This window comes from Streptomyces sp. NPDC018000, from assembly GCF_044328025.1.
In the GTDB taxonomy this organism is placed as follows: domain Bacteria; phylum Actinomycetota; class Actinomycetes; order Streptomycetales; family Streptomycetaceae; genus Streptomyces.
In genome coordinates, this window is the sequence record NZ_JBIRGM010000007.1 from 178,037 (window position 1) to 196,339 (window position 18,303).

Below are 18,303 nucleotides of genomic sequence, written 5' to 3' on the forward strand. Positions count from 1 at the left end.
TGGGCGGCGGCCCCGGAACTTGGGTCCCGAGTCTCGGGGTTCGAGCGTCGCCCACCGTCCTGTCACTCGTTCGGGGGCTGGTAGAGGTGTGCGGGCCGACGCTTGAGCTTCGGGGTTCGAGGGCCGGAGTCCAAGAATCGGGATTCGAGCGGTGTTCTTCATCCGGGAGGTAGGTAGGGGCTTAGGGGAAACCTCCCCGCCCTCCCCACCCCGCCATGGCCTGCAAGTATGACTAATTGTGAGCGAGTTGTGGCGAAGGGTCGCGGCTGCTTACGGTGCCCTCAACGAATCGACCCCGACGCGGTGTTCACTGCACCGGCCGGGGTCTCACCCAAGATCGACCACCAAAGAAAGACGATCTCGTGGCTACTCAGAACCCTAACTCCACGCTCCCCGCCCCCGCAGCATCACGCCCGTACCGCAAGGCCCGCACCGGCTACGGCAAGCAGTCCATCCCCGGCCAAGGCCAACCCGGCGTGGACGACTTCGCTTTCCTGCCGGAGCGTGAGCGGTATGTCGCCGGGTATGTCGACCGCCTGCCCGACGGCGCCGCCATGGACATCAAGTCGCTGGCCAAAGACCTGCCCCTGTACGGCCAGATGGCCATCGGTACCGCCCTGCGCGCACTCGCCGTGGCCGGGCACCTGCGCCGCGTGCGCTGCCGGGTGGAGGGGGACGGCCAGCGCCGATGGGTGACGCTCACCTACTGGTCACGAGCCGCTCACGACAACGAGTGGTGGGCCGCCCAACTCGCGGGCGGAGCCGCCGCGTCGGAGCAGGCATCCGTACCCTCCACAGAGCCGGGGCCCGAACCGTTCGTACCCCGGCAGCGCACTGCGGAGCCGCCCCCGGACCGGCCGCTGGAAGCAGGCACCACGGCGCACCCCGGGCCGAACCCGCCGGTACCCCCGGCGCCGGAATACGTACCGGTCGCAGCCGTCCCTCCGGCTGCTGCGGCTCCTTCCCCCGCCTACCTCGCCCTGGCCGAACTCGGTCGCCGCGAACCCCGCCTGGCGCTCTCCGCCGCCGACTGCGCCGCCCTGGAGCCACTTGCCGCCGCCTGGTTCGCGCGCGGTGTCAGCGCCGACTACCTGACGTCGGCGCTCACCGCCGGGCTTCCCGAGCAAATCGGATCCCCCATCGGCTTGATGCGCCGCCGCCTCACCGACAAGATGCCGCCCCAACTGCCCACGGCACCGGCCCCGGCACCGGGCCCGCCCGGAACTCCCGTGCGCGGTCTCCTGGTCGAGTGCGCCGAATGCGGCCGTCCCGGCCCGGCCGAGGCACTCCCGGACGGCCTCTGCACCCCCTGCCGTACCGTGCACCAGAAGCCGGAATCGCCCGACACGGCGGCCCCGGAGCAAGGCGAACGCGATGTCGCAGCCCTCGTCGCCGGCCTCCGCGACCTGATGCGCAGCCCCTGAACGGCCCCGCGCAGAGCTCGGCGGGAGGCCGCGGATTGGAGATATCGGGGCGCCTCGACCGACACCAGCGCCTGTGCGGCAGCAGTGCACAACTGAACGACGGCCCCACCACCCGTCCGGTTCACCCGTAGATCGGGGCCCGCCGACGTGGAGCCCGGCCAGCAGAGTTCTGGTGTCCGGCATCTGAGGGGTGAGGGCTATGACGCCGGATACCACGCCGAGGAGCAGTGGAGCCGCTGGGTCAGACTGCTTATCTGACAGTGCCGTCAACGTCTGCAGTGTCCGGCAGGATCACGTCTACGGCTGCGTACTGGTCCACCGAGTCAGGAAGGCCGGCGGATCAGCCCGTCCGGCGCGAGGCAGAAACGGCCCGCCGGGCGCCCCGGTCCTACCCCTTCGGCGCCCCCGCCCGCACCGACCGCACCACGCCTGCCGCGGCGATCAGGAACCCGACCCCCATCAGCATGCACAGCGACCACGCGATGGGCGGAAGCGGATCGGTACCGAGGAAGAGCGGGGCCATCGTGACCAGTGTGGCCAGTGCCCCGATGAAGAAGACGATCGCGCCGATCCGGACGAGCCGGTCACCTGCGCCAGAAGGAGTAGTGCTCACCCCGCCAGGGTAGTTCCCGACGTCGACGACCCGCCCCACGGCATGGGCCGACGACCCGCCGCACGGCAGGGATGAACGGCGCAAGCACCGTTTCTGGACAGTAGTCCGGATGACCAGGCTTGACGCGGGGTACGTCACCTGGGGAGGCTTCTGGCAGCAGGGGAGCACCACCACTGGATAGCCTGACCTGCTGAGGCTTGGTTTCCGGCATACGGGTTGAGATGGGGTGCGTGCTTTGCCGACTGGCAAGGTCAAGTGGTTCAACAGCGAGAAGGGCTTCGGCTTCCTCTCCCGCGACGACGGCGGTGACGTCTTCGTGCACTCCTCGGTGCTTCCCGACGGCGTCGACGCGCTCAAACCCGGCCAACGCGTCGAATTCGGCGTTGTCGCAGGTCAGCGCGGGGACCAGGCGCTCTCGGTGGCGATTCTGGACCCGACCCCGTCCGTCGCGGCCGCACAGCGCCGCAAGCCGGACGAGCTCGCGTCCATCGTGCAGGACCTGACCACCCTGCTGGAGAACATCACGCCGATGCTGGAGCGCGGCCGCTACCCCGACAAGGCAGCCGGCAAGAAGATCGGTGGCCTGCTGCGCGCGGTCGCCGACCAGCTCGACGTGTGATTCACGCCACTCGGGCCGACCGCCGCCCATGTGCCGGTCGGTCTCAGGCGAACGACAGCGCGTCCGGGCCGAGGGGCGGTACCAGCCCCTCGGCCGCCGCGCGGGTCATCAGTCCGCGGATCGCCGCGTAGCCGTCCTCGCCGAGGTCGGCGGTGAACTCGTTGACGTACAGCCCGATGTGCTGGTCCGCCACGGCGGGGTCCATCTCCTGCGCGTGCTCCAGCACGTAGGGCCGTGATGCCTGAGGGTCGTTCCAGGCCATCCGTACCGAGGTGCGCACCGACTCGGCGAGCAGCTTCAGCATGTCCGCGCCCAGCGACCGCTTGGCGATGATCGCGCCGAGCGGGATCGGCAGCCCGGTCGTGTCCTCCCAGTGCCGGCCCATGTCGGCGAGGTTGTGCAGCCCGTAGTTCTGGTACGTGAATCGGGCCTCGTGGATGACGAGACCGGCGTCCACCTTCCCGTCGCGCACGGCGGGCATGATCTCGTCGAACGGCATGACGACGATCTCGCCGACGCCGCCCGGCACCACTTCCGCCGCCCAGAGCCGGAACAGCAGATACGCGGTGGAGCGCTCACTCGGCACGGCGACGGTCTTCCCCGTCAGGTCCGTGCCCGGCTCCTTCGTCAGGACGAGCGGTCCACAGCCCCGTCCCAGCGCCCCGCCGCACGGCAGCAGCGCGTACTCGTCGAGCACCCAGGGCAGCACCGCGTACGAGACCTTGAGCACGTCGAGTTCGCCGCGCTCGGCCATGGTGTTGGTGATGTCGATGTCGGCGAAGGTGACATCGAGGGCGGGCGCGCCGGGGACCCTTCCGTGCGCCCAGGCGTCGAAGACGAAGGTGTCGTTCGGGCACGGCGAGAAAGCGATGCTCAACGGGTCATGAGTCGTGTCGGTCATGGTGGGTCCAGCCTTCCAGTACGGGGATGAGCTTCCCGAACGCCCCGGTGAGTGCGGCCAGCGCGTCGCCGATGCGCCACGCGTCCCGGTCGCGCGGGCCGATGGCGTTCGAGACCGCTCTCAGTTCCAGCACCGGCAGGCCCGTCCGTTCGGCGGCCTCGGCGACGCCGAAGCCCTCCATGGCCTCGGCGGCGGCCCGCGGGTGCGCGGCGAGCAGGGCGGCGGCGCGCTCGGCGCTGCCGGTCACGGTGGAGACGGTGAGGATCTCGCCGGTGAGCGCGCCGGTGGCGGTGGCCACGTCGCGTACCTGCGCGGGCGGCGGCGTGAACCGGTCGCGGCCGAAGCCCAGACCGGTGACGGGCACGAAGCCCTCGGGGGTCTCCGCGCCCAGGTCGGCGGCGACGATGCCGCTCGCGACGACGAGCGAGCCGACCGGGGCGACGGGCGCGAATCCGCCGCCGATTCCGGCCGAGACGACGAGGTCATACGGCCCGGAGGCAAGACCGAAAGCCGTCGCGGCGGCCGCGGCGGCCGGTCCCGCGCCGCCCGCGAGGACGTCGGCAACGCCGGAGCCGCCGGGGCAGCGCACGCGGTGGACCTGTGCGCCGGGCACCTCGTGCACGTCCACTTCGGACAGGTCCCCGAACGCACGTGTGACCGCGTCCCGTTCTGCTGGGACAGCGGTCACGACGAGCACACGCACGGGGGAGATCCTCCGGGTTCAGGAGGAGGAGGTCAGGAGGTCTTCGTCAGCTCGAAGTGCCAGACGCCGACGAGACTTTTGCCCTGGGTCTCCACGATGCTGATCTGCGCCTTGTTCGTGGTCTCGCCGGTCTGGCTGGAGAAGAAGGCGCTGCCCGGGATGGACCGGTAGGTCTTCTTGTACGGCTCCGGCTCTGCCTGCTGGCCGTTGATGAAGAGGGTCCAGCCATTGTCCGCGATCTCCGGGTCGACGCCGAAGCGGACCCTGTCGTCCATCGCGACCTCGACGGACTTTTCCGCCTTCTTGTTGAGGCAGCTCTGGTAGTCGGAGGCATTGAGGGGCTTGCCGTCGTTGTAGCAGGACGCCTCGGTGCTCACCGAATTGCCGCCGACCGTCACGGTTGCGAGCGGCGTCGGCTTGCTGCAGGCGGAGAGGGCAAGGAGTCCCGCGGACACGGCACCAAGAGTGACGCCGATTCGACGGCCCTTACCGGAAAAGAACGCAACGGTCATGGGCCGAAGGCTATCGGTCGCTCCCGCTCACGCCACGCGGGGGTGCGGCGAGCCGCGCCGCGCGGCGCTCAGCAGCCCCCGTACGGACGTGGCGGCGCCCAGGGCGAGGACGCCCGCGGCGACCCACATGCCCAGTACGCCGTTGAGGGGGAGGACGATGCCGATGCCGCCGCCGGCCACCCACGCCGTCTGGAGCACGGTCTCGGACCGGGCGAACGCGGATGCCCGTACCTCTTCGGGCACGTCGCGCTGGATCATCGCGTCCAGCGCGAGCTTCGACAGGGCCTGGGTGAAGCCCGCCGTCGCGCTGAGCGTGGCGACCGTGAGGGTGCTGAAGAAGAGCGCGGCGAGCACGGCGGCCCCCAGGGCCAGGGTCAGCACCGAGGCGGCGATCACCTCGGGGCCGCGGGCCCGGAGCCAGGAGCCGACCGCCGTACCGAGCGCGTTGCCGGCACCGGCCGCCACACCGGCGATGCCGAGCGAGACGGCGGCGCTCTGCCCGGCGAGCGGGTGCTCGCGCAGCAGGAACGCCAGGAAGAAGATCAGGAAGCCGGACAGCGCGCGGTGCGCGGCGCCGGCCTGGAGCCCGCTCAGTACGGACGGTCCCACGGATCGCAGCCCGGGCCGCTTCTCGCCGTTCTTCTCCCGGCCCCTCGTCCTCTCCCAGCTCCTCGCTTTTCTGTTTCTCCTCGGCTCGGGCCGCGGGGACAGCACACCGTGCGGCGGTACCAGCTGGGCCTTCCGCTCGCCCTTCGAGGAGTCGACCTTGGGCGGCAGTGTGAAGGCGAGGACGGTCCCGCCGAGGAAGACGGCGCAGGCGCCGTACAGCGGCCAGGCGGACCCGATGGTGTGCAGCACCGCCCCGATCGGGGCGGCGACCCCGGTCGCCAGGAGCCCGGCCAGGGTGACCCGTGAATTCGCCTTCACCAGGGAGAAGCGGGGTGGCAGCAGACGCGGCACGACTGCGCTGCGTACGACTCCGTACGCCTTCGAGCACACCAGGACGCCCAGCGCGGCCGGATACAGCTCCAGGCCGCCGGTGGCGACCGCGCCCGACATGGTGAGCGCGAGCACCGCACGGGCCAGCATCGCACCGGCCATCGCGGCGCGACGGCCGTGCGGAAGACGGTCCAGCAGTGGGCCGATCACCGGGGCGAGGACGGTGAAGGGCGCCATGGTGACGGCGAGGTAGAGGGCGACACGGCCACGGGCCTCGTCCGTCGGTACGGAGAAGAACACCGTCGAGGCGAGCGCGATCGTGATCAGCACATCGCCCGCGCCGTTCACGGCATGCAGTTCGATCAGTTTGCCGAGCCCGGACTCCCCGGCGCCGTGGGCGTGCGTCGCCTTCCGAATGCCTTTCGCGGTGCCGGTGAACGGGGTGTGGAGGGCATGACCGATCGTCCGGCCCGTCCTGCGGAGCGGGCCGGAATCCTTGTGCGACCTGGCGGAAGTCACCCCGTCATAGTGCCCCAGTGACGGGCTTCGAGGCGGGCTTTGCGCGGCGCGCGGCGCCGGATGCGGCCTTGATTGGGACGGGCAGGTGGGCGGGGAGCGGCGGAGAGGGTAGCGTGCGTAGCGCGCCACCGGCGGTTTTTCTCGGCCGCGCGCCTATCGGCGATCCCGCAGAATGGATAGCAGAAGGTGCGCCCGAGGCAGGCACAACGGGTGTGGACGTCGACGCGGCCCCCAGGTCCGCTCCGCCCGCATCCGTCATGGCCGAAAATCGATGGATGTGCTGGCGCGCTCGTGAGACTGGCGTAGGAGAGAAGCGAGACCTGTGAGTGCTGCGACGACGCGAAGCCGTACGGCCCGTACCCCCGTCCTCGACCGTCTGTGCGCCGAGGCGGTAGACCTCGCCCGCGCGGCGGCCGAGGAAGCAGCCGCGCCGGGGGTCGTCGGTGAGCATGTGGCCGTGGTCTCCGAGGGTGACCGGGTCGTCACGCACTTCTTCGAGTGCGAGGAGCCGGGCTACCGGGGCTGGCGTTGGGCGGTGACCGTCGCCCGGGCGTCCCGTGCGAAGAACGTCACCCTTGACGAGACGGTTCTGCTGCCCGGCGGCGACGCCCTCCTCGCTCCGGAGTGGGTGCCGTGGAGCGAGCGGCTGCGCCCCGGCGACATGGGACCGGGCGATCTGCTGCCCACCGAGGCGGAAGACATCCGCCTGGAGCCCGGCTACAGCGGTGAGGACGAGCCGTCGCCGAACTCCGCGGTCTCCGAGGTGTCCAAGGAGATGGCCGACCTCGTCGACGCGGAGGACGCGGAGCTGACGACGCGCCCGGCGACGACGAGCCGGGGCTCGATCGCGGCGGTCGCGGAGGAGCTCGGTATGCGGCGGGCCCGGGTGCTGTCGCGGTACGGGCTGCACACGGCGGCCGACCGGTGGGACGAGGCGTTCGGCGCGAAGACGCCGATGGCTCAGGCGGCTCCGGCGTCGTGTGTCACCTGCGCGTTCCTGGTGCCGCTGGCGGGTTCGCTGAAGCAGGCGTTCGGGGTGTGCGCGAACGAGTTCGGTCCGGCGGACGGGCATGTGGTGTCGCTGTCGTACGGGTGCGGTGGGCATTCGGAGGCGGCGGTGATGCCGAAGCCGCCGAAGCCGGCGCCGCATGCGCTGGACACGATGCAGGTGGACGAGTATCCGTTGCGTCCGGCACGGGACTCCGGCTCGGTCCCGGCGGAACCGGACAGCCCGACGGAGGATCTCGGCCACTCCTGAGCGGGGCGAGGGTTTCTCCCGGTTTTGCCCGGCTGCTGAGTCTGCGGGTCCGCCCGGCGAACCGCCGCTGAGTCTGCGGGCTCGCCCGGCGAACCGCCACTGAGTCTGCGGGCTCGCCCGGCGACCGCTTTTTCCTCAGTCGCCGGACGGGGTTGTTTTTGCTGCCAGGGCGCACCCGGCCCGTCCGGCGTTCGAGGTCATAAGGGGGGCACCCCCGCGCGGAGCGCCGTTCGCGATGCCCCGTCCGGTGAGAGGACCCGGTACCTTCAGGCGCACACTGGCGGCACGGGCAAGGCACAACCGGAAGAGCGGAGTCAGAGCGTGAGCATGAATGCGACCGAGGGGGCCGACCCGTTCGGGACCGCACGGCTGCGACGCGGCGTGCTCGACGCCTGGGGCGCCGGCCCCGCCAGATTCCGCGAGGACGCCAACGCCGAGGAAGACCTCGCGCTCGGCGGCTACCGCGACCGCCTCGTCGTCGAGCTGGCCCAGAACGCCGCCGACGCCGCCGCCCGCGCACAGGTCCCCGGCCGGCTCCGCCTCACCCTGCACCCGGCGACCGCGGACGCCCCCGCCGTACTCGCCGCCGCCAACACCGGCGTCCCCCTCGACGCCACCGGCGTGGAATCGCTCTCCACCCTGCGCGCCTCCGCCAAGCGCGAGGGCCACGAGAGAGCCGTCGGCAGATTCGGCGTCGGCTTCGCCGCCGTGCTCGCGGTGAGCGACGAGCCCGCCGTCGTCGGCCGGCACGGAGGCGTCCGCTGGTCCCTCGCCGAGGCCCGCGACCTCGCCGCAAGGACGGCCGTCGCCAGCCCCGGCCTCGGCGACGAGCTCCGCCGCCGCGACGGCCACGTACCCCTGCTGAGGCTCCCGCTGCCCGCCGAGGGCACCGCGCCCGACGGGTACGACACCGTCGTCGTTCTCCCGCTGCGCGACGGCGGCGCCGAGGACCTCGTGGTCCGGCTGCTCGACGCGGTCGACGACGCGCTCCTGCTCACCCTGCGCGGCCTCGACGAGATCGTGATCGAAACCCCGGAGGCCGTACGGACGCTGCGCCGGTCGCAGCACGGCCCGTACACCCACGTCGAGGACTCCGCGCGCGGTACGCACCGCTGGCGCACCGTCACCCGGCACGGCCCCGTCGAGCCCGCACTGCTGGCCGACCGGCCCCGCGAGGAACGGCTGCGCCCGCACTGGTCGGTCACCTGGGCGGTTCCGGTGGACGCGGAGGGCGCTCCGGTACGCCCCCGCACCGTCCCCGTCGTCCACGCGCCGACCCCCACCGACGAACCCCTCGGTATCCCCGCGCTGCTCATCGCGTCGCTGCCGCTCGACACCACCCGCCGCCACCCCGCGCCAGGACCGCTCACCGACTTCCTGGTCCAGCGTGCGGCCGACGCGTACGCCGAACTGCTCGCCGACTGGCAGCCGGTGTCCATCGACACGATCGACCTCGTCCCCGGACCACTCGGCAAGGGCGAACTGGACGGCGCCCTGCGCGGCGCGATCCTGGCGCGGCTGCCGCGCGTCGCGTTCCTGGAGCCTGCCGCCCCGCGCGACGCCACCACCGCAACGGACCGTTGGGACACCTGGGACGCCCGGACGGACGGCATCCGCGAGACGGCCACGACCGCGCTGCGCCCCATCGAGGCCGAGGTGCTGGAAGGTGTGGGCGCCGAGACCGTACGGGTGCTTGCCGAGGTCCTGCCGTGCCTGCTGCCCGCCGGACTCGAGCGCCGCAGCGAACTGCGCACCCTCGGCATCGCCCGCGTGCCGCTGACCGAGGCGATCGACCGTCTCGCCGGTCTGGAGCGCGATCCCGGCTGGTGGCGGCGACTGTACGACAGCCTGTCCGGTATCGACCCGGACCGTCTCTCCGGCCTGCCCGTCCCGCTCGCCGGCACGCCGCAGGCGCAGGACGCCGAGATCCCGACCGCCCCGCGCACCGCCATCGGCCCCCGCCAGGTCCTCCTGCCGTTCCCCGACGCGCTCACCGGCCCCGTCCTGGGCCGCCTCGCCCGGCTGGGGCTGAAGGTCGCGCACCCGGACGCCGCCCATCCGCTGCTGGAGAAGCTGGGCGCCCTGCCGGCCACGCCGCGCGCCGTGCTGACGACCCCGCAGGTGCGGGCGGCCGTCGCCGGGTCGCTGGACGCGGGCGAGATCTGGGACGAGGACGCGCTGGACGCGGAAGAGCTCGCCGAGACCGTCCTCACCCTCGTACGGGACGCCGAACTGGCACCCGGCGACGAGCCCTGGCTCGGCGCGCTCGCCCTGCCCGACGAGGACGGCGAACAGGCTCCCGCCAGTGAACTCGTGCTGCCCGGCAGTCCGTTCGCAGCCATCATGCGGGAGGGCGAACTCGCGCTCTGCGACCAGGAGCTGACCGATCGCTGGGGCGAGCAGCCGCTCACCGCCTGCGGTGTGCTCGCCACCTTCGCTCTCGTGCGGGCCACCGACGTCGTTCTGGACCCGGACGAACTGGAACCCCGCGAGGGCGACTTCGCCGAGCCCGACGACGCGGGCCTGCTCGACGCCGTGGACGTGTGGTGCGAGGACGTCCTCGACCAGCTGCCCGACGGTCCCGTGCCGCCGGTCGCCACCGAACTCGTTGCCGTCCGCGACCTGGACCTCGTCGACGACGAGGCCTGGCCGCAGGCGCTCGCCCTGCTCGCCCTGCCGCCGTTGCGCGACGCGCTGACCCAGCCGGTGCGGGTGCTGCTGCCCGACGGCACGACCCGGTCCGTCCGCCCGTACACGGCCTGGTGGCTGCGCGACCACCCCGTGCTCGACGGCCGCCGCCCGGCCGGCCTGCGGACGGCGAGCGGCGACCCGCGACTGGCCGGACTGTACGACTCGGCCGACGCGACCGGCTTCGACGACGCCCAGGTGCTTCGTGCCCTCGGCGTACGGACGTCCGTGACCGCCCTCCTCGACGAGCCCGGCGGTGCCGCCGAGCTTCTCGGCCGGCTCGCGGACGAGGACCGTGAGGTCGGCCCCGTACAACTGCACTCCCTGTACACGGCGCTGGCCGATCTCGACCCCGAGCAGGTCACGCTGCCCGACGCGTTGCGGGCCGTGGTCGACGGCGAGGTCCGGGTCGTCGACGCCGCGGACGCCGTGATCGCGGACGCCCCGGATCTGCTGCCGCTCGCCGGAGGTCTCCCGCTGCTCCCGGTCGCGCCGGCCCGCGCGGCCGATCTGGCCGAGCTGTTCCAGGTACGGCGGCTCGGCGAGAGCGTCGAGGCGGAGGTGACGACGGAGGGCGAGGAGCACCAAGTGCCGGATTCGGTGCGGGTCCTGCTCGGCGCCGGAACCCCGGACACGTACGTCGAGCACGGCGAGCTGCGCGCGGGCGGCGTCGAACTGGACTGGCACCGCACCCCCGACGGGACCGTGCACGCCGCCACGCTGGAAGGCGTCGCTGCGGGCCTGGCCTGGGCGGCGGGGCAGTGGCCGCGCCGTTTCGAGGTCGCGGCGCTGCTGGAGGACCCGTCCCGTACGGACGAACTGGCCAGGGACCGCTGGTTCGACTGACGGACCGGAGCGGGTTACGACCTCGCCGTCAGAAGCACATCGGCGCCGGGGCGCGGGGTGCATGCACAAGAAATTCCCAACAGCCACACAACCATTCACGTGTCTCGTTGGTCTCGTCTGTGAAGCCATCAGGCTTCACAGACGATCGTGGGCCTGTGGGCGGACGACCTCCGCGGGCCCCCTTCTCCATGTTGGGGAATGTACATGCGCACTCGTGCCACCGTGGCCGCCGTAACCGGCGCCCTGGCTCTCTCCGCTTTTGTCATTCCGTCGGCGGCTCAGGCCGACGACGCGCACCGCTCGACCGTCAGCGACGTCGCGCGCGCCGCTCAGTCCACCAGCGGTGCCGACTCCGGCGCCAAGGCCGGCGCGCGCTCCCTCGCGGCCGCCAGCACCCCCGGCCAGCTCGACCTCACCTTCTCCAAGTTCACGGTGAACGGCGGCAAGCCGATCGTCGTGGGCACCAGCGCCACGAAGACCGTGCCGACCACGTTCACCGTGACGCACGCCGCCGATGTGAACATCTTCGCCTCGGACTTCAAGCTCGATGTCAACCTCTACCGCGGTTCGTTCGATGCTCCGACGAACGAGCTCTACGGCGATGTCGACCCCACCTGCAAGGCCGTCTCCTCCACGGTCGCCACCTGCAAGGGGCAGATCGCCGTCTGGCCGCAGTACGACCTGATGAGCAACGCCGACGCCACGACGTGGAAGGCGATGGGCTTCGCCGTCGACTACAACGGCGAGGACCCGATGAACCCCGATGTCTCCAAGATCGGCTTCGCGCTGCAGGACGGCCTGGGCACCGCCCGTGTGCAGCGGCTGTCGAAGCTGACGGTGAACGCCGCTCCGGAGCCCGTGAAGAAGGGCGGGACGATCACGGTCACCGGCAAGCTGTCGCGGGCCAACTGGGAGACCTTCAAGTACCAGGGCTACACCGGCCAGTCGGTGAAGCTTCAGTTCCGCAAGAAGGGCAGCTCCACGTACACCACGGTCAAGACGATCAAGTCGAGCAGCACCGGCGACCTGAAGACCACGGTCAAGGCGTCGGTCGACGGCTACTGGCGCTACAGCTTCGCCGGTACGTCCACCACCCCGGCCGTCTCGGCCACGGGTGACTTCGTCGACGTGAGGTAATTGTCGACGTGACGTAATTTCCGTCGCGCCACACGCACCATTCCGGGCCGTGCCCGGGGACGGCTCCCGTCCCCGGGCACGGCCCGGAGCGTATGCCGCCGTATCTCGCGCCGCGGGACGACGCGCGAAAACCCACTTCGCGTACAACCCTTCACATGCGTGAGAGGTCTGGTCTTTCGAGTCAGCAGATCCACAAACCAAACGAGCCCTGCCCGTCCGCATCACATACTCGCGGGGCCCTTTCTCCACCGGGGGAAACACATGCGTATTCGTACGACCGTTGCTGCCGTCACCGGCGCTCTGGCTCTGTCCGCTCTGGCCGTCCCGGCCGCCCACGCGGACGACACCGCGAACCTGCCGCACATCCCGACGTCGGTGGCCGAGTTCTTCGGCAGCGACCCGCAGGGCGCGCCGAAGGCCGCCAGTGCGGCGGCGGCCACGTCGGAGCCCGTCATCTCCAAGGTCGTCGTCAACGGCGGCAAGGACATCGTCCTGGGCACCACCGCCTCCAAGACGGTCTCCGCCACGTTCACCGCCTCGCACTCCTCCGGCATCTCCGAAGCCTTCATCGCCCTCTGGCACGGCAAGGACCTCTCCTTGCCGGAAACCGTGGACGGGGCGGTCGAGTCGAACGAGGACGGGGCCAAGTGCACCAAGGTCAACGCCACGACGTCGACGTGCAAGGCGACCTTCACGATCGACCCGCGCTACCACCTGTACAAGAACTCCTTGGCCGGTACCTGGAAGGTCGCCGTGGCCGCGGTCTCCGGTGACGAGACCAGCGCCGCCGTAAAGGAGGCATTCAAGACCGTGGGTGTGCAGCGGCTGTCGAAGCTGACGGTGAACGCCGCTCCGGAGCCCGTGAAGAAGGGCGGGACGATCACGGTCACCGGCAAGCTGTCGCGGGCGAACTGGGAGGACTACGCGTACCACGGCTACACCGGCCAGTCGGTGAAGCTCCAGTTCCGCAAGAAGAACAGCTCCACCTACACCACCGTCAAGACGATCAAGACGAACAGCACCGGCAACCTGAAGACCACGGTCAAGGCGTCGGTCGACGGCTACTGGCGCTACAGCTTCGGCGGCACGTCCACCACCCCGGCCGTCACGACCGCGGGCGACTTCGTCGACGTGCGCTAGTACTCCTCCCGGACGGGCGCCGGTCCCGTGCCGTGACACACTCCGGGCCGTGCCCGGGGGGACGGTTTCCGTCCTCCCGGGCACGGCCCGTACGCGTTCCCGTACGCCCGCCCCGCGGGCGGCGCCGTGCTATGCAGGGAAGCGGCGGCCGACCAGCCGCCAGGCGAACTCCAGGCCGGCCGCCGCCACCACCGCGATCGCCACCGCGGTCCACGGCATCACCGCTCCCACCAGCTTCAGCGCGAAGAATTCCTGCAGCCACGGCACCACCAGCACGATCAGGAACGCCAGCCCCATCGTTGCCACCAGGCAGACCCGCCACCAGTTGTACGGGCGGGCGATGATCGCCAGCACCCACATCGAGATCAGGAACAGCGTGAGCGTGGCCGCGCTGGTCTCCGCGTCCAGCGCACCCGGACCGGTGTAGTAGTGCCGGGCGATCTGATACGTCGTGAAGGTCGCGACGGCCGCGATGAAACCCGACGGGATCGCGTACCGCATGACGCGGCGCACGAAGTGCGGATGGGCCCGTTCCGTGTTGGGGGCAAGGGCCAGGAAGAACGCCGGGACGCCGATCGTCAGCGTCGACAGCAGGGTCAGATGGCGTGGCAGGAACGGATAGTCGACCTGGAAGCAGACCACCAGGATCGCCAGCAGCACCGAGTAGACGGTCTTGGTCAGGAACAGGGTGGCGACCCGGGTGATGTTGCCGATCACCCGGCGGCCCTCGGCGACTACGGACGGCAGCGTCGCGAAGCTGTTGTTGAGCAGCACGATCTGGGCGACGGCCCGGGTCGCCTCGGAGCCCGAACCCATGGAGACGCCGATGTCGGCGTCCTTCAGCGCCAGCACGTCGTTGACGCCGTCGCCGGTCATCGCGACGGTGTGGCCGCGGGACTGGAGCGCGCCGACCATGTCCCGTTTCTGCTGCGGGGTGACCCGGCCGAAGACCGCGTTCTTCTCCATGGCCGTGGCCATGTCGTCCGGGTCGGTGGGCAGCCGGCGCGCGTCCAGGGTGTTCTCGGCGCCCGGCAGGCCGAGCTTTCCGGCGACCGCTCCGACGGAGACCGCGTTGTCGCCGGAGATGACCTTCGCGGCGACCCGCTGGTCGGCGAAGTAGGCGAGCGTCTCCCCGGCGTCCGGCCGCAGCCGCTGTTCCAGGACGACCAGCGCGCTCGGTACGGCTCCGGCGGCGATGTCCGGCCCTTCGAGTCCGCCCTGCGCGCGGGCCAGCAGCAGCACCCGCAGCCCCTGCTCGTTGAGCTGCTCGATCTCGGTGAGCGCCGGGTCCCGGTCGGGCAGCAGCACATCGGGGGCGCCGAGCAGCCAGGCCGACGCCCGGCCGCCGCCCTCGTCGAACGCGGCGCCGCTGTACTTGCGGGCCGAGGAGAACGGCAGCGACTGCGTGCACCGCCATGTCTCCCCGTCCGGATAGGCGTCGACGATGGCCTGCAGGCTGGCGTTGGGCCGGGGGTCGGACGCGCCGAGGGCACCCAGCACGCGCTGTATGTAGGTGTCGTCGATGCCGTCCAGCGCCCGGACCTCGGTGACGTCCATGCCGCCCTCGGTGAGGGTGCCGGTCTTGTCCAGGCAGACGACGTCGACGCGGGCCAGCCCCTCGATGGCGGGGAGCTCCTGCACCAGGCACTGTTGGCGGCCGAGCCGGATGACGCCGATCGCGAAGGCGACCGAGGTGAGCAGCACCAGGCCTTCCGGGATCATCGGGACGATGCCGCCGACGGTCCGGGCGATCGACTCGCTGACGTTGTTGTTCTTGACGAAGAGCTGGCTGATGATCAGGCCGAGCGCGGTCGGCACCATCATCCAGGTGACGTACTTGAGGATGGTGGAGATGCCGGTGCGCAGCTCGGACTGGACGAGGGTGAAGCGGGATGCCTCCTCGGCGAGCTGAGCGGCGTAGGCCTCGCGGCCGACCTTCGTCGTGGCGAACGCTCCGCCGCCCGCGACGACGAAGCTGCCGGACATCACCGGGTCGCCGGGCCGCTTCAGCACCGGGTCGGCCTCGCCGGTCAGCAGCGACTCGTCGATCTCCAGGCTGTCGGCCTCGGCGACCGTGCCGTCGACGACGACCTTGTCGCCGGGGCCGAGTTCGACAAGGTCGCCGAGGACGATCTCGGAGGTGGAGATCTCGGCCGAGACCCCGTCGCGCCGCACCGTGGGTTTGGCCTCGCCGATGACCGCGAGGCTGTCCAGGGTCTTCTTGGCCCGCCACTCCTGGACGATGCCGATGCCGGTGTTGGCGATGATCACGAAGCCGAAGAGGCTGTCCTGGATCGGCGCGACGAACAGCATGATCAGCCAGAGAATGCCGATGATCAGGTTGAACCGGGTGAAGACGTTCGCGCGGACGATCTCGCCGATGGAACGGGACGAGCGGACGGGTACGTCGTTGACCTCACCGCGGGCGATCCGCTCGGCCACCTCGGCCGCGGTCAGCCCACGCGGGTTCACGGGCGGGACCGGGAGCTTCATCGGGTGGACCGGGTCGAGCTCGGAACCGGCGTCGATCGCGGTCGGTCCGGGGCGGCCGACGGAGCCGGATGCCTCGGGAGGCTGTTTGCCGTAGGAGTGGGGTGCCCGCTGCGTCATGGTTCCGACGGTACGGCGGGATCGCCCGAATCACCCACCGGGGGTCCGAATATCAGACCGTGGGAGGAGAGGAGTGGTCCTGCGGGGGTACGGAAGCCCTGATGGCGGGCGGTACAGGACGGCGTCGGAGGGCGGCACCCCAGGGCCGGACGGCGTCAGGCCGTGGCGCCCGATGTGCCCTCCGTGCCCGTCCCCGTGCTCGGCGCGGAAGCCGCAGCCGCCGCCCGCTTGATCGCCGCGTCGCGCTTCCGTACGTACCAGATGCCGATCAGCCCGAGTCCCGCACCGGCCAGGCAGGTCCACACCCACCACAGGTGTCCGTGGTCCTCGAACCAGCCGTAGAACGGCAGCTGGACCAGAAAGAGGACGAACCAGAGGATCGTGCCGCCGGTGATGGTGGCGACGACGGGCCCCTCCAGGGGCTCGGGTGCCTCGTGCTTCGCTGTCCACTTCGCCATGAGCTCAGTGTATGGGCCCACCTGTGCTCCCCTCCCGTACTCCATTCGGCGGTCGGTCCAAAGGCCGTCAGGACAGGTGACCCAAGGGTCTACGCGCGGAGATAGCGATCTTCGCCTTATGTATTCATACTGAATCTGCTCATGGCTGGCTCGAATTGCTTGTGTGAAAGTCCAAAGCCGACCACTTCTAACCCCCTCTACGTACGACTGAGGTCATACATGTCCCCCTCGGCCACCGCTTCGGTCGACTCCAAGCAGTCTCCGGCTCCTCAGCCGCAAAACGGCCTGGATCGTTTCTTCAAGATCTCCGAGCGGGGGTCGTCGGTTGCACGCGAGATCCGCGGCGGATTCGCCACGTTCTTCGCAATGGCGTACATCATCGTGCTGAACCCGATCATTCTCGGTAGCGCGAAGGACATGTACGGGCACCAGCTCGACAGTGGCCAGCTGGTCACCGCCACCGTGCTGACCGCCGCGTTCTCCACGCTTCTGATGGGCGTCATCGGCAATGTGCCGATCGCGCTGGCGGCCGGCCTCGGTGTCAACACCGTCGTGGCCCTCCAGCTCGCCCCCAGGATGAGCTGGCCGGACGCGATGGGCATGGTCGTCCTCGCGGGCATCGTGGTCATGCTGCTGGTCGCGACCGGGCTGCGCGAACGCGTGATGCACGCCGTACCGCAGTCGCTCCGCAAGGGCATCGCGATCGGTATCGGTCTCTTCATCCTGCTGATCGGCCTGGTCGACTCGGGCTTCGTCTCCCGCATCCCGGACGCCGCGCACACCACCGTGCCGCTCCAGCTCGGCGGCGACGGTCATCTCAGCGGCTGGCCGGTTCTGGTCTTCATCCTCGGTGCCCTGCTCACCCTCGCGCTGATCGTCCGCAAGGTGCCGGGCGCGATTCTGATCTCCATCGTCGCCATGACGGTCGTCGCGATGATCATCGACGCGGTCGCCGATCTGCCGGGCGAGGCATGGGGCCTGACCGTCCCGCAGTGGCCGGGCAACCCGGTCGCCACCCCGGACTTCGGACTGATAGGCCAGGTCAGCCTGTTCGGCGGGTTCGAGAAGGTCGGTGTGCTCACCGGCATCCTGTTCGTCTTCACCGTGCTGCTGTCCTGCTTCTTCGACGCGATGGGCACCATCCTCGGTGTCGGCGACGAGGCGAAGCTGACGGACAAGGACGGCAACTTCCCCGGCATCAACAAGGTGCTGTTCGTCGACGGCATCGCGGTCGCCGCAGGCGGCGCGAGCTCCGCCTCGGCGGGTACCTGCTTCGTGGAGTCCACGGCGGGTGTCGGCGAGGGCGCCCGCACCGGCCTCGCGAGCATCGTGACGGGTCTGCTGTTCACGGTGTCGCTGTTCCTGACACCGCTGGCGACCATGGTGCCGTCGCAGGCGGCCACCCCGGCGCTGCTGGCGGTCGGCTTCCTGATCATCTCGGGTTCCGTGCGGGACATCGACTGGAGCGACTACACGCTCGCCATCCCGGCCTTCCTGGCCATGGTGATGATGCCGTTCACGTACTCGATCACCAACGGCATCGGCATCGGCTTCATCGCCTTCTCCGTGCTGCGGGTCGCCGCCGGGCGCTGGCGCGAGGTGCCGGCGGCCATGTATGCGGTGTCGGCGGTCTTCGTCTTCTACTACGCGATGCCGGCCCTCGGCCTCACGTGACCTCCTCCGCCCTGATCCCTGCGGTCCCTTCCGAACCGTAGAACTTCTCCGTCTCGTCGACGGCCGCCTTGAAGCGCTCGTCGAAGTCATCGCGAATGAGCGTCCGGACGACATAGTCCTGGACGCTCATTCCGCGTTTGGCGGCATGCTGCCTGAGCCGGTCGAGCAGCTCACCGTCTATCCGCAGGCTGAGCACAGTCGATCTCATGGCAAGCAGGGTTACGGCCCACGAGGTCGTTTCGCGTCACTTTACGGATCCGAC

Annotated in this window: 15 protein-coding genes; 7 read left to right on the plus strand and 8 right to left on the minus strand. The window is 70.5% G+C overall.

Annotated features, from left to right (window positions below; all coding sequences use genetic code 11):
• The first annotated feature begins 362 nt into the window (after nucleotides 1-362).
• Nucleotides 363-1,424 carry a MarR family transcriptional regulator gene (locus ACH4EW_RS18610; protein WP_398258106.1) on the plus strand — a complete coding sequence of 354 codons (1,062 nt, stop codon included), beginning with the start codon at nucleotides 363-365 and terminating at the stop codon, nucleotides 1,422-1,424.
• Between the two features lie 388 nt (nucleotides 1,425-1,812).
• Here ACH4EW_RS18610 and ACH4EW_RS18615 read toward each other — a convergent pair whose 3' ends face one another.
• Complete coding sequence (locus tag ACH4EW_RS18615) at nucleotides 1,813-2,037, minus strand: hypothetical protein (protein WP_398258108.1); 225 nt, start codon at nucleotides 2,035-2,037, stop codon at nucleotides 1,813-1,815.
• Between the two features lie 235 nt (nucleotides 2,038-2,272).
• On the opposite strand from ACH4EW_RS18615, the gene ACH4EW_RS18620 reads away from it, so the two are divergent.
• Entirely contained in the window at nucleotides 2,273-2,656 is a 384-nt protein-coding gene (locus tag ACH4EW_RS18620) for a cold-shock protein (RefSeq protein WP_072485776.1), read from the plus strand.
• Between the two features lie 43 nt (nucleotides 2,657-2,699).
• Here ACH4EW_RS18620 and ACH4EW_RS18625 read toward each other — a convergent pair whose 3' ends face one another.
• From ACH4EW_RS18625 to ACH4EW_RS18640, 4 genes are read right to left on the minus strand one after another with little or no spacing between them, the layout of a single operon-like run.
• Nucleotides 2,700-3,557, minus strand: a complete 858-nt coding sequence (locus ACH4EW_RS18625) for a 1,4-dihydroxy-6-naphthoate synthase (RefSeq protein ID WP_398258110.1) — start codon at nucleotides 3,555-3,557, stop codon at nucleotides 2,700-2,702.
• On the minus strand, nucleotides 3,538-4,260 hold the full coding sequence (locus ACH4EW_RS18630) for a futalosine hydrolase (protein ID WP_398258112.1): 723 nt from the start codon (nucleotides 4,258-4,260) through the stop codon (nucleotides 3,538-3,540). Before ACH4EW_RS18630 ends, ACH4EW_RS18625 begins: the two co-directional genes overlap by 20 nt.
• A gap of 32 nt (nucleotides 4,261-4,292) precedes the next feature.
• Nucleotides 4,293-4,772 (minus strand): DUF2771 domain-containing protein, encoded by a 480-nt coding sequence (locus ACH4EW_RS18635; protein WP_398258114.1) that lies wholly within the window; start codon nucleotides 4,770-4,772, stop codon nucleotides 4,293-4,295.
• A gap of 27 nt (nucleotides 4,773-4,799) precedes the next feature.
• Nucleotides 4,800-6,230, minus strand: a complete 1,431-nt coding sequence (locus ACH4EW_RS18640) for an MFS transporter (protein WP_398258116.1) — start codon at nucleotides 6,228-6,230, stop codon at nucleotides 4,800-4,802.
• 322 nt (nucleotides 6,231-6,552) lie between these two features.
• Here ACH4EW_RS18640 and ACH4EW_RS18645 point away from each other — a divergent pair, with 322 nt between their 5' ends.
• From ACH4EW_RS18645 to ACH4EW_RS18660, 4 genes are all read left to right on the plus strand, one after another.
• On the plus strand, nucleotides 6,553-7,488 hold the full coding sequence (locus ACH4EW_RS18645; RefSeq protein ID WP_398258118.1) for a DUF3027 domain-containing protein: 936 nt from the start codon (nucleotides 6,553-6,555) through the stop codon (nucleotides 7,486-7,488).
• A 327-nt stretch (nucleotides 7,489-7,815) separates the two neighbouring features.
• Nucleotides 7,816-11,022, plus strand: coding sequence for a sacsin N-terminal ATP-binding-like domain-containing protein (locus ACH4EW_RS18650; protein WP_398258230.1), 3,207 nt, complete (start codon nucleotides 7,816-7,818; stop codon nucleotides 11,020-11,022).
• Between the two features lie 204 nt (nucleotides 11,023-11,226).
• Complete coding sequence (locus ACH4EW_RS18655; RefSeq protein ID WP_398258120.1) at nucleotides 11,227-12,159, plus strand: hypothetical protein; 933 nt, start codon at nucleotides 11,227-11,229, stop codon at nucleotides 12,157-12,159.
• Between the two features lie 261 nt (nucleotides 12,160-12,420).
• On the plus strand, nucleotides 12,421-13,299 hold the full coding sequence (locus ACH4EW_RS18660; RefSeq protein ID WP_398258122.1) for a DUF5707 domain-containing protein: 879 nt from the start codon (nucleotides 12,421-12,423) through the stop codon (nucleotides 13,297-13,299).
• Nucleotides 13,300-13,428: 129 nt separating this feature from the next.
• Here the strand turns inward: ACH4EW_RS18660 and ACH4EW_RS18665 are convergent, their stop codons facing one another.
• Together ACH4EW_RS18665 and ACH4EW_RS18670 are read right to left on the minus strand one after the other, a co-directional pair.
• On the minus strand, nucleotides 13,429-15,909 hold the full coding sequence (locus ACH4EW_RS18665; RefSeq protein WP_398258124.1) for an HAD-IC family P-type ATPase: 2,481 nt from the start codon (nucleotides 15,907-15,909) through the stop codon (nucleotides 13,429-13,431).
• A 155-nt stretch (nucleotides 15,910-16,064) separates the two neighbouring features.
• The gene (locus tag ACH4EW_RS18670) at nucleotides 16,065-16,367 is read right to left on the minus strand and encodes a DUF2530 domain-containing protein (protein ID WP_398258126.1); all 303 of its coding nucleotides are present in this window, start codon (nucleotides 16,365-16,367) and stop codon (nucleotides 16,065-16,067) included.
• A 219-nt stretch (nucleotides 16,368-16,586) separates the two neighbouring features.
• Between ACH4EW_RS18670 and ACH4EW_RS18675 the strand changes: the two genes are divergently transcribed.
• Entirely contained in the window at nucleotides 16,587-18,041 is a 1,455-nt protein-coding gene (locus ACH4EW_RS18675; RefSeq protein ID WP_398258128.1) for an NCS2 family permease, read from the plus strand.
• On the opposite strand, the gene ACH4EW_RS18680 is transcribed toward ACH4EW_RS18675, so the two are convergent.
• The gene (locus tag ACH4EW_RS18680) at nucleotides 18,034-18,249 is read right to left on the minus strand and encodes a ribbon-helix-helix protein, CopG family (RefSeq protein WP_351790378.1); all 216 of its coding nucleotides are present in this window, start codon (nucleotides 18,247-18,249) and stop codon (nucleotides 18,034-18,036) included. The two genes, ACH4EW_RS18675 and ACH4EW_RS18680, sit on opposite strands and share 8 nt — an antisense overlap.
• Nucleotides 18,250-18,303 lie beyond the last annotated feature (54 nt).